At 42.2% G+C, this 15,326-nt stretch carries 13 protein-coding genes; 11 read left to right on the plus strand and 2 right to left on the minus strand.

Features of this window, described 5'->3' with window-relative positions; genetic code table 11:
- The first annotated feature begins 17 nt into the window (after positions 1–17).
- The 3 genes from C6344_RS00675 to C6344_RS00685 are packed head-to-tail and all read left to right on the plus strand — an operon-like array spanning position 18 to position 2,732.
- Complete coding sequence (locus C6344_RS00675) at positions 18–758, plus strand: ABC transporter ATP-binding protein (RefSeq protein WP_003212171.1); 741 nt, start codon at positions 18–20, stop codon at positions 756–758.
- On the plus strand, positions 751–1,971 hold the full coding sequence (locus tag C6344_RS00680) for an ABC transporter permease (RefSeq protein ID WP_060595920.1): 1,221 nt from the start codon (positions 751–753) through the stop codon (positions 1,969–1,971). Before C6344_RS00675 ends, C6344_RS00680 begins: the two co-directional genes overlap by 8 nt.
- Before the next feature lie 53 nt (positions 1,972–2,024).
- Positions 2,025–2,732, plus strand: a complete 708-nt coding sequence (locus C6344_RS00685) for an EcsC family protein (RefSeq protein WP_060595922.1) — start codon at positions 2,025–2,027, stop codon at positions 2,730–2,732.
- 226 nt (positions 2,733–2,958) lie between these two features.
- Here C6344_RS00685 and C6344_RS00690 read toward each other — a convergent pair whose 3' ends face one another.
- Positions 2,959–4,146 (minus strand): M20 family metallopeptidase, encoded by a 1,188-nt coding sequence (locus C6344_RS00690; protein WP_106072645.1) that lies wholly within the window; start codon positions 4,144–4,146, stop codon positions 2,959–2,961.
- A 283-nt stretch (positions 4,147–4,429) separates the two neighbouring features.
- Here C6344_RS00690 and C6344_RS18925 point away from each other — a divergent pair, with 283 nt between their 5' ends.
- Positions 4,430–4,582, plus strand: coding sequence for a hypothetical protein (locus tag C6344_RS18925; RefSeq protein WP_223249501.1), 153 nt, complete (start codon positions 4,430–4,432; stop codon positions 4,580–4,582).
- A 64-nt stretch (positions 4,583–4,646) separates the two neighbouring features.
- On the opposite strand, the gene C6344_RS00700 is transcribed toward C6344_RS18925, so the two are convergent.
- The gene (locus C6344_RS00700; protein WP_106031634.1) at positions 4,647–5,132 is read right to left on the minus strand and encodes an antibiotic biosynthesis monooxygenase family protein; all 486 of its coding nucleotides are present in this window, start codon (positions 5,130–5,132) and stop codon (positions 4,647–4,649) included.
- A gap of 127 nt (positions 5,133–5,259) precedes the next feature.
- On the opposite strand from C6344_RS00700, the gene C6344_RS00705 reads away from it, so the two are divergent.
- The 7 genes from C6344_RS00705 to C6344_RS00735 all read left to right on the plus strand — a co-directional run bounded on the left by C6344_RS00705 (position 5,260) and on the right by C6344_RS00735 (position 15,316).
- The gene (locus C6344_RS00705) at positions 5,260–7,395 is read left to right on the plus strand and encodes a transglycosylase domain-containing protein (protein ID WP_060595925.1); all 2,136 of its coding nucleotides are present in this window, start codon (positions 5,260–5,262) and stop codon (positions 7,393–7,395) included.
- A 124-nt stretch (positions 7,396–7,519) separates the two neighbouring features.
- Positions 7,520–8,578: a uroporphyrinogen decarboxylase gene (gene hemE, locus C6344_RS00710; RefSeq protein ID WP_060595926.1), complete on the plus strand. Its 1,059-nt coding sequence runs from the start codon at positions 7,520–7,522 to the stop codon at positions 8,576–8,578.
- A gap of 32 nt (positions 8,579–8,610) precedes the next feature.
- Positions 8,611–9,549, plus strand: a complete 939-nt coding sequence (gene hemH, locus C6344_RS00715; protein ID WP_034663560.1) for a ferrochelatase — start codon at positions 8,611–8,613, stop codon at positions 9,547–9,549.
- A 22-nt stretch (positions 9,550–9,571) separates the two neighbouring features.
- The gene (gene hemY / locus C6344_RS00720; protein WP_106072646.1) at positions 9,572–10,984 is read left to right on the plus strand and encodes a protoporphyrinogen oxidase; all 1,413 of its coding nucleotides are present in this window, start codon (positions 9,572–9,574) and stop codon (positions 10,982–10,984) included.
- A 174-nt stretch (positions 10,985–11,158) separates the two neighbouring features.
- A complete protein-coding gene (locus C6344_RS00725) occupies positions 11,159–11,737 on the plus strand; it encodes a TetR/AcrR family transcriptional regulator (RefSeq protein ID WP_034620016.1) in 579 nt (192 codons plus the stop codon).
- Positions 11,738–11,801: 64 nt separating this feature from the next.
- A complete protein-coding gene (locus C6344_RS00730; RefSeq protein ID WP_106072647.1) occupies positions 11,802–14,111 on the plus strand; it encodes a YhgE/Pip domain-containing protein in 2,310 nt (769 codons plus the stop codon).
- Positions 14,112–14,254: 143 nt separating this feature from the next.
- The gene (locus C6344_RS00735) at positions 14,255–15,316 is read left to right on the plus strand and encodes a M42 family metallopeptidase (RefSeq protein WP_066031081.1); all 1,062 of its coding nucleotides are present in this window, start codon (positions 14,255–14,257) and stop codon (positions 15,314–15,316) included.
- Positions 15,317–15,326: the final 10 nt, after the last annotated feature.

Below are 15,326 nucleotides of genomic sequence, written 5' to 3' on the forward strand. Positions count from 1 at the left end.
AAGAAAGGAACGAATTCATGTCCCTTCTCACTGTAAAAGATGTAACGGGTGGATATACGAAGAATCCCGTTCTAAAAAATATCTCATTTGAATTAGAAAGAAATCAAATCGTCGGTCTCATCGGCTTAAACGGGGCGGGGAAAAGCACAACCATTCGCCATATCATCGGGCTCATGAAACCGCATAAAGGTGTCATTGAATTGAATGGACGAACTCTTCAAGACGATCAAGAGGCGTATCGTTCGCAATTTACGTTTATTCCAGAAACACCTGTATTATATGAAGAATTAACCTTAAAAGAGCATTTAGAGCTGACAGCGATGGCTTACGGTCTGTCAAAGGAACAATTAGATGAACGTCTGCCGTCATTGCTGAAAGAATTTCGAATGGAGAAACGTTTGAAATGGTTCCCTGCTCATTTTTCAAAAGGAATGAAACAGAAGGTCATGATTATGTGTGCATTCCTTGTTGAACCAGAACTGTATATCATCGATGAACCGTTTTTAGGGCTTGATCCTCTTGCGATTAATGCACTTCTTGAACGGATGAATGCTGCGAAGAAAAACGGCGCAAGTGTCCTGATGTCGACGCATATTTTGGCGACAGCTGAGCGCTATTGTGATTCCTTTATTATTTTGCACGAAGGGGAAATCAGAGCGAAAGGAACACTGACAGAGCTGAGAGAACAGTTCAACATGAGAGATGCGACACTCGATGATCTTTATTTGGAATTAACAAAGGAAGAAAGCTATGAGTAAAATGACGCAAACCATTTGGAAATCCCGATTAGAGGAACACATGCAAGATACAAGAAAATATTTAAAATACATGTTCAATGATCATCTTGTCATTGTGCTCATTTTTTTCCTTGCAGGCGGAGCGAGCTGGTATAGTAACTGGCTCAAACAGATTCCGGCTCACTTCCCATCCTACTGGGTCATGGCAGTTGTTTTTTCATTGGTGCTGACAAGCTCTTACGTGCGTACGTTGATCAAAGAAGCAGATCTCGTGTTTTTGCTTCCCTTGGAAGGGAAGATGGAGCCTTATTTAAAACAAGCTTTTAATTTTAGCTTCATTTCTCAGCTGTTTCCTCTTATTGCCGTATCCATTGTTGCACTTCCGCTTTATTCTGCGGTGTCTTCAGGCGGCCTCAAGATGTATGTGCTGATATTGGCGCAAATGATTTTGATCAAGGGTGTGAATACAGCAATTCAATGGAGGATCACTTATTTTCAAGGAAAACAGATCAGATGGCTTGATGCAGTCCTTCGTTTTCTATTGAATATGATTTTGGTATATACCGTTTTACAGGCATCCTATGCAATCGCAATCGTTTTTTATCTGATCTATGGTGTCTATCTCGTTTACTTAACCAATGCAGTAAAAAAACAGCCTTTTCAATGGGAATTGCATATTTCTGACGAATTAAAACGAAAACAGCGCTTTTATCGTCTGGCAAACTTATTTACAGATGTGCCTCATTTAAAGAAACAGGTGAAAAGAAGAGCATACATGGACTGGCTCTTGCAGTTTGTTCCGTATGACCAGCGTAAAACTTTTTCTTACATGTATGTGAGGGCGTTTTTACGTTCAAATGACTATTTTGGTCTCGTGTTTAGGCTAACCGCCGTGTTTGTGCTGATTATTTTGTATACAGGTGCAGCAGGCTGGGTGGGTGCGCTGCTTGTCTTGTTCACCGTGTTTATCACAGGTGTACAGCTTGTGCCGTTAACGAAGCACTTTTCCCATCTTTCATTACAGGCACTTTATCCAGTTGCTCAGCAAGAAAAGGATCGGAGCTTTTTTGTTCTCGTTCGTAATGTGCTTATTATTCAATCGATATTGCTGAGCTGTGCAGTACTCCCGGCAGGAGGATGGCAGGGAAGTGGACTTGCCCTTCTGATTTCGCTGGCATTTGTACTTGTCCTCTTCAAGCCTTACGTACTCAGTCGATTAAAAAAGATGAGATAAGCGGAGATATGTTTCTGACAGCAAGCGTATGATGACATCAAGGAGGGGTCCGGATGAATGCAGCTGAACGGGAGTTGTATGAAGAAGCCATTTTTTTTCAAACGCGTTTTTTAAGAAAACCTTCGAAGATCGAACGGTTTTCAAAAGGAGTTCAGCAGCAGGTGAACCGCCGAATCCCTGCTCGATTTCATCAAGTCATCACAAGTGCGGTCAAAACAATGGTTGAATCCACCGTATCAGGATCGCACTTCACTTCATTTTCGGTGATTGATGAGCAATTATCTATCATCGAGCGAAATGAACTGGCAAAGGAGAAAGTGAAGTACTATCAAAAGGCAGCTGCGATCGAAGGAATTGGAACAGGTGCAGGTGGTATATTGCTCGGTATGGCAGACTTTCCGCTGCTGCTTAGCATTAAGATGAAATGTCTTTATGAGCTGGCATGTATTTATGGCTTTGATTTGTCTCAAAAAGAAGAAAGACTCTTTTTGCTCTGTATATTTCAACTCGCCTTTTCCGGCAGTGCACATCGTCAAAAAATGATGAACATCATAGATGATTGGGAAACGAGCTGCGAGGAAATGGATTGGTACAGCTTTCAGCAGGAGTATCGAGATTACATTGACCTAGTGAAGCTATTTCAATTAATGCCGATCGTCGGAGCCGCTGTTGGCGGTGTGGCAAATCATCAGCTGACAGGACAGCTCGGAGATGTCGCTCGTCATGTGTTTCACTTACGAGTGTTGAAAGAAATGAAATAGAAAAGCCGCTGGCGACAGCGGCATCAGCGTGTAGACAAACCCTCGCATTCGTTGTCAGGGCTGCGTTCCGGTGCTCACGAATGTTCAATTCGCTCCGCTCCGGTACTCGTCCTTCCTAGACTTCAAAGGTTTTCTATCACACTGAAAAGAAGACAAAGGGCTAAAATAAAAATCATTTTAGCCCTTTGTCAATAATCTAAAGCCGCTGGCGACAGCGGCTTTTTTTTCATTCATCGTAGGAAAGGACGGCACGGGCGAGTACCTTTGCTGCGACAGGCATTGCTTTTTCGTTGATATCAAATTTTGGGTGATGATGGGGATACACGTCTTGGCTGTTTTCAGGCATGGCGCCTGTGTAAAAGAAGGTACCAGGGACATGCTGAAGGTAGTAAGCAAAATCTTCTCCACCCATTTGGGTTTCCGCTTCTTTTACTTCTGTGACACCTTCTGTCTGTTTTGCGATGTTAGCAATATATTCAGTTGGCTTTGGATGATTTTTAACAGCAGGATATCCTCTCACATATTCATATGTGTAGTCGGCATCATGCATGTCGCACACCCCTTTCACGACCTGTTCAATTTCTCGTTCGATGGTGTGTCGTGCACTTTCTTCAAAGGATCGTGCAGTACCAGTTAAAACAGCTGAATCTGCAATGACGTTAAAAGCATTCTCTGCCACAAAACCTCCAACAGATACAACAGCAGAATCAACTGGATTGACTTTACGGGCAACGACTTGCTGCAGGTTTGCGACGATTTGTGAACCGATGAGTACGGCATCTTTCGTTAAGTGAGGCTGTGCGCCGTGTCCGCCTTTCCCCTGAACTCGAATAGAGAAGCGGTCGGCGGCTGCCATAAAGTTCCCGCTTTTATAAAGAACGGTGCCACAAGGCTCTGGAGACCAAAGGTGCGTACCGAATATGACATCGACACCGTCTAAGCAGCCGTCTTCAATCATTGGTTTTGCACCGCCTGGCGCATATTCTTCTGCGTGCTGATGAATGAGGACGATTTTCCCTTTTAATTGATCGCGGTGCTCATTCAAGATTTTCGCTAAGACAAGTAGTGTCGCTGTGTGCCCATCGTGCCCGCATGCATGCATCACACCTGGCTTTGTTGATTTGTAAGGCACTTCCTTTTCATCATGGATGGGAAGTGCATCAAAATCAGCCCTGAGGGCAATCGTCGGCCCCGGAGAAGCTCCTTCGATAAAGGCGAGTACACCATGGCCGCCCACCTGTGTACGTGTTGGTATATGTAATGTGTCATAGTAGTTGGCGATGAAAGCGGCTGTTTCTTCTTCCTGGAAAGAAAGTTCAGGATTCATGTGGAGATGGCGTCTAATTTCAACCATTTCCTCATAATGTTCATCAAGACGTTCATTAATGCTTTTTTGTAAAGTGGATATTGTCATTGAGTCGAAAACCTCCTTCATGCTCTTTTACTGATTGTATGGTAATTGTTAGAATCTTTCAACAGAAGAGGATTTCGCATGCTGCATCAAAAGGTGATTTTACATAAAAGTCGAAGTTGATATGAAGCGGGGAAAGGGAGGAATCGTGTTGGGAAGCTGTCCAAATTGTTCAAAAGCATTTTCTTTCGTTGAAAAGTTTCAATTATCACATACGAAAATGATGATGTGTCCAAGCTGTCGTCATCAAGTCAAAGAAACCTTTGTCTCCAAGATGAGTTTTTTCATGATCTGCTTGATTCCGCTATTGGTGATGCTCATTCAATTGAAAGGTGCTTCACCTATGTTGAAGTGGCCGATCTTATTAGGATGGATACTATTGAATTTCTATGTGCTTCAGCCGATCATTCATCGGTACGAGCTGACATCACGACGATAAAATGAAAAGCCCAGCTATTGGGCTTTTTTTCATGAAAAAAAGAAGTGCTGCTTTCAGCACTTCCTTAATTGTCTGTAACGGCATGATAGGATGTGAGAAAAGCAGGACGAGAGAAGATGGAGCCAGTATCCTCGTTTGGCTGAAAGAACGCTTCTGATTCTTGAAAGTCTTCAAATAAGTCCTCTGATTCCCAAAGTGTCATAATCAAATACACTTCTTCATCTTTTTTCGGTCTTAACACTCGAAGAGCCTGGAAGCCCCGCTGATGTTCTGAGATGTTCGTCTTCTTCTGAAAAGTAGATTCAAAAAGTGCTCTGCTTTCAAGCTTCACAGGGATATGATTCAAGGTGACGAAGCCAGATTGGAATAGCTCACCTTTTGCATAAATCACATCATAGGCATGAGGGGCTTTAAAAACAGTCTCGCCCTCCGTCTCATGGAAAAGAGCTGCTTGTTCTTTTCCGACCATATAAAGCAGATTTTCCTGATCGTGTTTCTTTGCGATTTTATGCAAGAATTCTGCTGTTCCATATGTGATATAGACATTCATCTAAACCGCCTCCTGCTTGATAGTATAACAAAAGAATGATATATAATTCTTTGGTAGTCAATCCATAAAACATATTATGAAGCAATACATCCCATACTATCCGTATAAAGGAATGAGGTGACCTAATTTGAAGAAAAAGAAGATAATCATTCCATTAGTCATTGCAGGAAGTACCATCGTACTTTCATTTATTGGCTATCTGACCATTTTATTTTTAGGACATTATGTCATAGATGAAAAGAAGCTTGTTTTTCACGCTTCATCCCAAATCATTGATCAGAATGGAAAAGAACTTACAAGTATGTATTCAGAAAATCGGGACCCTGTCTCATTAAAGGAGGTACCTGATAAAGTAGCGAAAGCTTTTGTGGCTGTCGAGGACAAACGATTTTATGAGCATCATGGTATTGATGCACAGTCAATTTCAAGGGCGGTTTATCGAGATATATTAGCAGGAGGAAAGGTAGAGGGCGGCAGTACAATCACTCAGCAGCTCGCAAAAAATATTTTTCTCACAAATGACAAAACCTTTCTTCGAAAAACAAAAGAAGTCATTATTGCCATTAATTTAGAAAGAGATTATTCAAAGGATAAACTGCTCGAGATGTATCTGAATCAGCTTTACTTCGGTCATGGCGTCTACGGTATTCAGGCAGCAGCCAATTATTACTTTAGTAAAGATGTGAAAGATTTAACTGTCAGCGAAGGGGCTACACTCGCTGCGATGCCAAAAGCGCCGTCTACTTACTCGCCTGTTTTACACCCTGATAAAAATAAACAAAGGCGGGACACCATCCTTAATTTAATGAATGAGCAAGGATATTTATCATCAACAGAAACAGTAGAAGCAAAAGGGAGAACACTAGGCATTCATTTGAAAAAGAAATCAGAAACGCCTTGGGTCGACAGCTATGTCGATCTCATCATTAAGGAGGCAGAATCAGAGTATGCCATTTCACATGAGCAATTGCTTCAAGGTGGTTATACCATTACAGTTCCGATCGATATGAATCTGCAAAAGGTCGCTTACGATGCGATGAAAAACAACCGTTATTTCCCGGGAAAAAGCGGTTCTCCTGAAAGCAGTGCCATCTTTATTGATAATGAGTCTGGCGGAGTAAAAGCAGCGATTGGAGGACGAGAATATCAAGCAAGGGGCTATAACAGGGTGACCGCTGTTAGACAGCCTGGATCTGTTTTCAAGCCGATCGCGGTATATGGTCCGGCAATGCAGGAGAAAAAATTCCGACCTTATTCCCTGCTTGAAGACAAAGAAAAAAGCTATGACGGCTATTCACCAAAGAATTACGATGGGCAGTATGAAGGCAGGGTCACAATGGTGGATGCGCTCATGAAAAGTAAGAATACAGCTGCGGTGTGGACATTAAGCGAGCTTGGTATTGATACCTCGAAATCATATCTCGAGAAAATGGGAATGGAGATTTCGGATAAAGGACTTGCCATGGCACTTGGCGGCTTAGAAAAAGGGGTTTCTCCACTTCAAATCGCTGGAGCTTTCCACACATTTGCAAATGAAGGCGTATATAAAAAGCCTTTCTTCATTCAAAAAATCACCAATGATGAAGGAGAAACGGTAGAGAAGAATCGCAGTAAGCCAGAACGAGTGTTTAGCGTGCAGAATGCTTGGAATATGACAAGAATGCTGCAGCAAGTCGTCAAAGGCGGAACAGCCCAGAGCGGTTCATATGCTGGAGATTTAGCAGGTAAAACAGGCACGACCACATATTCAGGTGTGAAAGGTGCAACAAAAGATGCTTGGTTTGCCGGCTATACGCCTAGTACAACGGGTGCGATCTGGATGGGGTATGACACAACCGATAACAGTCACTATTTAACTGGCGGCAGTCAATACCCAGTGCAGCTGTTTAAAGATATTTTAACGACAGCCCAAATCACCAATGAAACGTTTGAAAAACCAGAGGGAATTAAAGAACTTCAATCGCCAATCCATTTAGAGGGACTTTCAGGATTTGAAGCCCGCTATGCGTTTAAAATCAAAGGATTGTTTACATTAGAGCTTTCTTGGGACAAGCAGGAGGATAAACGGGTTGAATACCGTATTTATGAGAAGAGAAATGGAAACGAGACGCTGATCGATTCAGTGACAGGCGTGGGCAGCTACACAATGCCGTATGCCAACGTGTTTTCAGATGCGGAGTATAAGGTTGTTCCATATAATACCCAAACGCAAGAAGAAGGAGAAGGCAGTCCGTATGTCAAGCCAGAGGCTTTTGGACGTTAATATTCGGCGAATTTTTGAACATTGAGCCGCTTTAGTATACCGTGCCTTGAAAAAGCGGTATAGTAAAAGCAGTGTTTGAGCCTTATACAAAGAGCGTGTAAGGCGAAAGGTGGAATGAAAGGTAATGGGAAAAACGAAGGCTTTTAATGACACGTTCTTAAAGGCGTGCAAAGGGGAAAAAACAGACCATGTACCAGTTTGGTATATGAGACAGGCAGGACGCTCACAGCCTGAATATCGTGCCCTTAAAGAAAAATACGGGCTATTTGAAATTACGCATCAGCCAGAGTTATGTGCTTATGTAACAAGACTTCCTGTAGAACAATATGGTGTAGATGCCGCTATTTTATATAAAGATATTATGACCCCGCTTCCGGCTATTGGAGTGGACGTTGAAATTAAAAATGGAATTGGACCTGTGATTGATTCACCGATTCGGACAAAAGCAGATATTGAACGTCTTGGGGAGCTTCATCCTGAAGAAGACCTGCCATATGTGCTTGATACCATTCAGCTTTTAACGAAGGAGCAGCTGAATGTACCGCTCATTGGTTTTGCCGGTGCACCATTTACGATGGCAAGCTATATGATTGAAGGCGGCCCATCTAAAAACTATCATAAAACAAAAGCGCTGATGTACAGTGAGCCTGAGACATGGATGCTGCTCATGAACAAATTAGCTGATATGACGATCACGTACATACGTGCGCAGGTAAAAGCAGGGATCAGTGCGTTTCAAATCTTTGACTCATGGGTTGGTGCTTTAAATGCAGCAGATTACCGGACATTCATTAAACCTGTCATGCAGCGAATTTTCACAGAGTTGAAGAGTGAAAATGTACCAATGATCATGTACGGAGTTGGGGCAAGCCATCTGGTGAAAGATTGGCATGACCTGCCGCTAGATGTCGTTGGACTGGATTGGCGTATGAGTGTAGACGAGGCTCGAAAAGAAGGGCTCACAAAAACGTTACAAGGGAATCTTGATCCAACGATCTTACTTTCTCCTTGGGAAGTCATTGAAGAGAGAGCAAAAGATATTTTAGATCAAGGGATGAAATCAGATCACTTCATCTTTAACTTAGGTCATGGGGTATTTCCAGATGTTTCACCAGATACGTTAAAGAAGCTGACCGATTTTATTCACGACTATTCAGCTAAACATAAAAAAACATCCATCTAAACTATTTCAAATGATCTGAAGGAGTGTTGGTTGTGGAGAAAAAGAAAATGGGGCTTCTTGTCATGGCATATGGCACCCCATATAAAGAAGAAGACATTGAGCGTTATTATACACATATTCGTAGAGGCAGAAAGCCGGAGCCAGAAATGCTGCAAGATTTAAAGGATCGCTACAAGGCAATCGGCGGTATTTCTCCTTTATCAAAAATTACAGAGCAGCAGGCAAATGGTTTGTGTGAGCACTTGAATGACATTCAAGACGACATTGAATTTCATGTCTACATTGGCTTAAAACATATCGAGCCTTTCATTGAGGATGCAGTTGCTGAAATGCACAAGGACGGCATTACAGAAGCTGTGAGTATCGTTCTTGCGCCGCATTTCTCAACCTTTAGTGTGAAATCGTATAACAAACGTGCACAAGATGAGGCAGACAAGCTGGGCAATTTACAGATTACGTCTGTTGAAAGCTGGTACGATGAGCCGAAGTTTGTGGACTATTGGGTGAAACAAGTGAAGGATACGTATGCATCAATGAGTCAAGAGGAACGAGATTCCGCGGTACTTATTGTGTCTGCACACAGTCTGCCTGAAAAAATTATTGCAGCAGGAGATCCATATCCTGATCAGCTCGCACAATCGGCCAAAATGATTGCGGAAGGTGCGGGAATTGAACACTATGAAATTGGCTGGCAAAGTGAAGGCAACACGCCGGATCCATGGCTTGGACCAGACGTGCAAGACTTAACGCGGGATTTATTTGAACAAAAAGGCTATCAAACATTCGTGTATGTGCCTGTTGGTTTTGTCGCTGATCATCTTGAAGTGTTATACGACAACGATTATGAATGTAAAGTCGTGACAGATGAAATTGGTGCAGCCTACTATCGTCCAGAAATGCCAAATGCGAAACCAGCATTTATTGATGCTCTGGCAACAGTCGTATTAAAGAAGCTTGACGAAAGCAAGTAATCATATAAAAGAAGGCGATCCTATGCATGACAATCAAAAACACCTTGTCATCATTGGCGGTGGCATCACTGGTTTAGCCGCCGCCTTCTATTTGGAAAAGGAAGTCGAAGAAAAAGGTCTTCCGATTCAAATATCTCTTATTGAAGCGAGCCCTAGGCTAGGTGGAAAAATACAAACATTATATAAAGACGGCTACATCATCGAACGTGGACCTGATTCATTTTTAGAAAGAAAAGTCAGTGGACCGCAGCTGGCTAAGGATGTCGGTCTGTCCGATCAGCTCGTCAATAATGAAACTGGGCAAGCGTATGTACTAGTCAACGAAACCCTTCATCCGATGCCAAAGGGTGCTGTGATGGGTATTCCAACTCAAATCAGCCCATTTATTACAACTGGTCTTTTTTCAGTTGCGGGAAAAGCGAGAGCGGCGATGGATTTCGTGTTGCCAAAAAGCAAGCAGACCGAAGATCAGTCGCTTGGTGAATTTTTTAGAAGACGTGTGGGTGATGAGGTCGTTGAGAATTTAATCGAGCCGCTTCTATCAGGCATTTACGCAGGGGATATTGACCGCCTGAGCTTAATGTCCACCTTCCCGCAATTTTATCAAACAGAACAGCAGCATCGCAGTTTGATTCTTGGGATGAAAAAATCACAGCAGCATGCGAAAGCACAGCAAGTGACTGCGAAAAAACAAGGACAGTTCCAAACGATCAATCAAGGACTGCAGTCGCTTGTGGAAGCAGTAGAAAGTAAGCTCAAGCTGACAACGGTGTATAAAGGGACAAAAGTGAAGCAGATTGAAAAATCAGAGGGAGGCTATGGTGTGCAATTAGACAGCGGTCAAACGCTTTTTGCCGATTCAACCATTGTCACGACTCCGCATCAATCGATCTATTCCATGTTTCCTAAAGAAGCAGGGCTTGAGTATTTGCATGACATGACCTCTACTTCTGTTGCAACGGTAGCACTCGGTTTTAAAGAAGAGGATGTTCATAATGAATATGACGGCACTGGTTTTGTCATCTCAAGAAACAGTGATTTCTCTATTACGGCCTGTACATGGACAAACAAAAAATGGCCGCATACAGCTCCGAAAGGAAAAACGCTATTGCGTGCGTATGTCGGAAAAGCTGGCGACGAATCGATTGTCGAGCAGTCAGACAGTCAAATCGTCAGCATCGTGCTTGAAGATTTAAAGAGAATCATGGATATTAAAGCAGATCCAGAATTGACGACAGTGACTCGCTGGAAGACCAGTATGCCGCAATATCACGTCGGTCATCAAAAAGCTATTTCGAACATGCGAGAAACGTTTAAGCAATCATATCCTGGTGTTTATATCACAGGTGCTGCTTTTGAAGGTGTTGGAATCCCTGATTGTATTGATCAAGGAAAAGCCGCCATCTCAGAAGCTGTATCGTATCTATTTTCATAAAAAACAACTCCCTTTTCTGTCATGGAAAGGGAGTTTTTCATGTTCGAATCATTCGAAAAGAGTTGGGAATCATAAATGTGAACAAAGTTGTTGCATCCGGGGAAAGGGATATGGTATATTACTTTCTGTACTTAATGACCAAAACGTTCAAATAGTCATTTCGGGAGTGAGATCATGAGTGTTGATAGGAGACAAATGATTTTAGATGGTGCGACGAAGGCATTTACTCAATTCGGGTATAAAGCGACCACAATGGACCTCGTGGCGAAGCTTGCCAACGTCGGGAAAGGTACCATTTATACATTTTTCAAAAACAAAGAAGAGTTGTTCGATGAAATTTTCACATCCCTTTTACTAGAGATGAGGAAAATTGCGGATGAGGCGATTGATGAGAAGAATAGTTTCTCTGAAAACCTTCACTTAGCACTCTTTGCAATTTTAGAATTTCGAAAAAACCACCAGCTCACAATTAAGATTTTTCAGGAAAATGCGGAGCTTGGCACGTCAGCGGTCAAGGAAATGATCGAAAAGATGGAGCAGATGATCATTCGCTATATCAAAATGAAAGTACAAGAAGCGATGGATAAAGGCGACATTAAGCCTTGTGATCCTGAATTGACTGCATTTGTGATGGTGAAACTATATATTGCACTGATTTTTGATTGGGAAAAGCGATACGAGCCTTTAACAAAAGAAGAGGTAGCCGAATCGCTGGAGCTTTATGTCTTAAAAGGACTATCTGCAACAACATAATTTTTTTTGAGTTCATATGACCAAATTTTATATTTAGTCATTCATCTATGGGAGGAAAACAGCAATGAATTTAATTCGGAATCAATGGAAAGACATTGTAACGAGCAAAAAACTACTGATCCCGATTTTAGCTGTCTTATTTATTCCGCTGATTTACAGTGGTGTATTTTTAAAAGCATATTGGGATCCATATGGTACAGTTGATCAACTGCCTGTAGCGGTTGTCAACTTGGATGAAGGCAGTCATTATGACGGGAAAACTCTTCATGTCGGCGATGATTTAGTGAAGGAATTAAAGAAAAACGATAATTTCAAATGGAATTTTGTCGATAGTGAAGAAAAGGCCGTAAAGGGATTAAATAACGAGGATTATTATCTCGTTGTGGAAATACCAAAAGACTTCTCGAAAAATGCAAGTACAGTGTTAGATAAACATCCGAAAAAATCGAATCTGAAATATTATACGAATCCAGGCGCAAACTATGCGGCGTCACAAATTGCGAATAATGCCATTATCAAATTAAAAGATTCGGTTTCAAAGGAAGTCACAAAAAATTACGCCGAGGTCATCTTTGATAACTTCAAAACGATTGCAAAAGGATTAGATCAAGCAAGCGATGGCGCGAAGAAAATTGATGACGGAACAAAAAGCGCAAAAGATGGCAGTACAAAGTTAAAAGACAACTTAGCCAAATTGGCTGAAGGTACGTTAACCTATAGCGAAGGTGTTCATCAGTTCGCAGGGAAAATGGGTGAACTGAACACAGGCATACAGTCTCTAGACAATGGGCTCGGTCAGCTCTTAACAGGCTATCAAACCATTGATCAGAAATTTGGAGATCTTGGTACAGGAATTGATACATTAACCGAAGGATTAAACACAAGCCGTGAAGGACATCAGCAGCTCGCTTCTAAAATGCCGCAATTCACAGCGGGCATTGAGCAGCTAAACAATAAAGCACAATCCTTTTCAGAAAAAATTGCAGCAGTAGAAAAAGTCTTATCGTCACCAGAATTAGCGAATCTTGAAAAGATGGCGCCTAAACTCGATCAGGTGAAAAAAGACGCAAAAACGTTCAGTACAAAACTTGCTTCATTAAAAGAAGCATTATCAAATCGAGATGCTAAAGTAAAAAGCATTATCCAAAACAGCTCCATGACAGATGAAGAGAAAAAGGCGGCAATGGATCAGCTGAACAGTCTGCCTAAAATCGAACTGCCTGATCTGTCTGGACTCGAACAAAGCTTAGCGGCCTTGCAGGAACTGCCTGATGCAAGTGAGGTACAGTCTGCGGTTGCATCTGCAAAAGCTCAGCTGCAGCAAGTCAAACAGCTGCCAAAGAAAACAGAACAGCTGTACACGTCTACAGTCGCGATACAAAATGCGATCGACCAAATGACATCTGGTACAAATAAATTGTATCAAGGTGCATTGAAGCTTCAAACAGGTCAAGGCCAATTACAAGATGGCCTGCAAACAGCAAATGGAAAGCTTGATACGGCGAAAAGCGGAGCGGATAAGCTTGCAAATGGATCAAGCCAGCTTAGCGCAGCGTTAAATAAGCTGGAAAGTGGTTCAACAAATATCCAAAGCAATACATCTAAGCTTGCCGAAGGCTCAAAATCGCTTGATAAAGGATTGGGAGATTTAAAGAGCGGTACAGGTAAGCTGTCCAATAAATTGAAAAGCGCCGCTGATGAAACAGGGGAAATTGATGCAAATCAAGACAATTACAATATGATTGCAAGCCCTGTTAAAACAGAGAATGATACAGCGAAAAAGATTGATAATTATGGAACAGGGCTCACGCCTTATATTTTATCCATGGGACTCTTTGTTGGGGCTCTGATGCTCACCGTTGTATTCCCAATGAAAGACCCTGCTGGACGCCCTAGAAATGCGTTTGAATGGTTTGTCAGCAAATATAGCGTGCTTCTGCTTGTCGGTATCCTGCAAGCAGTCATTGCAAGTACGATGCTCATCTTTGGGCTTGGTCTTGAGGTGGAAAGCCTCTGGCGCTTCTATCTCTTTGCAATCATCGTCAGTCTGACATTCTTAGCGATCATTCAGCTGCTAGCGACAACAATGGGGAACCCAGGACGCTTCATTGCCGTCATTATCTTAGTTCTTCAGCTCGCAGCAAGTGCTGGTACATTCCCGCTTGAGCTTGTACCTAAATTCTTCCAAGTCATTCATAGTCTGCTTCCAATGACGTATACAATCAATGGATTTAGAACGATCATTGCAAGCGGTGATGACAGCTATTTATGGCACCAAGCAGCGATTCTTGGAACAGTTGCGATCATCATGATGGCGGCAACAACAGCTTACTTTGCTTGGAACGTAAGAAAAATGAAACAAGACGAAGCTTAATCAAGAAATCCTTTCTCTTTATAGAGGAAGGATTTTTGATTTGAAATTAGACATCTTGAACCCGAAGCGATATATTTTAAGAAGAGATGCTATAAAAGGCATACATGGAAGGAATTGCTTTCAGACAAAGGAGGAAATGCCGAATGACAACTGAAGTAAACGAAACCGTTCAGCTGATTCAAAAGCTCGTATCGATCCCAAGTCCGTCAGGGAATACAGAAAAGGTGATTGGCTTTGTTGAACGCTTTTTACAGGATGTAAATATTGAGACAAAACGAAATCGAAAGGGCGGCTTAATTGCCACTATTAAAGGAACCGATGATAAGGAACACCGCATGCTGACAGCACATGTCGATACGCTTGGTGCGATGGTAAAGGAGATTAAATCAAATGGACGGCTTCGTCTTGCACTCATTGGAGGCTTTCAGTATAACTCAATCGAAGGTGAATACTGTGAAATTGAAACCGCTTCAGGCCATACATACACAGGAACCATTCTCATGCATCAAACGTCAGTTCATGTCTATGCGGATGCGGGAAAAGCAAAACGAAACCAAGAGAATATGGAGATCCGACTCGATGAAAAGGTGCAAAATGCAGACGATGTCAAAGCACTTGGCATTCAAGTAGGGGACTTTATCTCATTTGATCCTAGAGTGGAAGTGACGTCTTCAGGTTTTATTAAATCAAGACACCTTGATGACAAGGCAAGTGTGGCGCTCTTGCTGCGACTCATCCACCGCATTCAAAAGGAAAACATCACATTGCCGCATACGACGCACTTCTTAATTTCCAATAATGAAGAGATTGGCTACGGTGGAAATTCCAATATTCCAGAAGAAACGGTGGAATACCTCGCTGTCGATATGGGAGCTATCGGCGATGGTCAATCAACAGATGAATACAGTGTGTCTATTTGTGTGAAGGACTCAAGCGGTCCTTATCATTATGGATTACGCAAGCATTTAGCCGCGTTAGCAGAGGAGAACAATATTGATTACCGTCTAGATATTTACCCTTATTACGGCTCTGATGCATCAGCAGCCATTAGAGCAGGATATGATATCATTCATGGACTGATTGGTCCTGGCATAGATTCCTCGCATGCATTTGAACGAACACATGAAGATTCTCTCGTCCATACAGCGAATCTCCTTTATCACTATGTTCAATCAGAATTAATCACGAAAAAAGAACCCCGATAGATGGGGTTCT

Source organism: Bacillus sp. GBSW19, assembly GCF_002998655.1.
Taxonomy (GTDB): Bacteria; Bacillota; Bacilli; order Bacillales; family Bacillaceae; genus Bacillus.

Excerpts from the sequence above, each read along its gene's own strand:
- hemE (WP_060595926.1), top strand. The coding sequence starts at position 7,520 with ATGGGAAAAACGAAGGCTTTTAATGACACGTTCTTAAAGGCGTGCAAA.
- C6344_RS00675 (WP_003212171.1), top strand. The coding sequence starts at position 18 with ATGTCCCTTCTCACTGTAAAAGATGTAACGGGTGGATATACGAAGAAT.
- C6344_RS00730 (WP_106072647.1), top strand. The coding sequence starts at position 11,802 with ATGAATTTAATTCGGAATCAATGGAAAGACATTGTAACGAGCAAAAAA.
- C6344_RS00700 (WP_106031634.1), bottom strand. The coding sequence starts at position 5,132 with ATGAATGTCTATATCACATATGGAACAGCAGAATTCTTGCATAAAATC.
- C6344_RS00685 (WP_060595922.1), top strand. The coding sequence starts at position 2,025 with ATGAATGCAGCTGAACGGGAGTTGTATGAAGAAGCCATTTTTTTTCAA.
- C6344_RS18925 (WP_223249501.1), top strand. The coding sequence starts at position 4,430 with ATGATCTGCTTGATTCCGCTATTGGTGATGCTCATTCAATTGAAAGGT.
- C6344_RS00690 (WP_106072645.1), bottom strand. The coding sequence starts at position 4,146 with ATGACAATATCCACTTTACAAAAAAGCATTAATGAACGTCTTGATGAA.
- C6344_RS00735 (WP_066031081.1), top strand. The coding sequence starts at position 14,255 with ATGACAACTGAAGTAAACGAAACCGTTCAGCTGATTCAAAAGCTCGTA.
- C6344_RS00725 (WP_034620016.1), top strand. The coding sequence starts at position 11,159 with ATGAGTGTTGATAGGAGACAAATGATTTTAGATGGTGCGACGAAGGCA.
- C6344_RS00680 (WP_060595920.1), top strand. The coding sequence starts at position 751 with ATGAGTAAAATGACGCAAACCATTTGGAAATCCCGATTAGAGGAACAC.
- hemY (WP_106072646.1), top strand. The coding sequence starts at position 9,572 with ATGCATGACAATCAAAAACACCTTGTCATCATTGGCGGTGGCATCACT.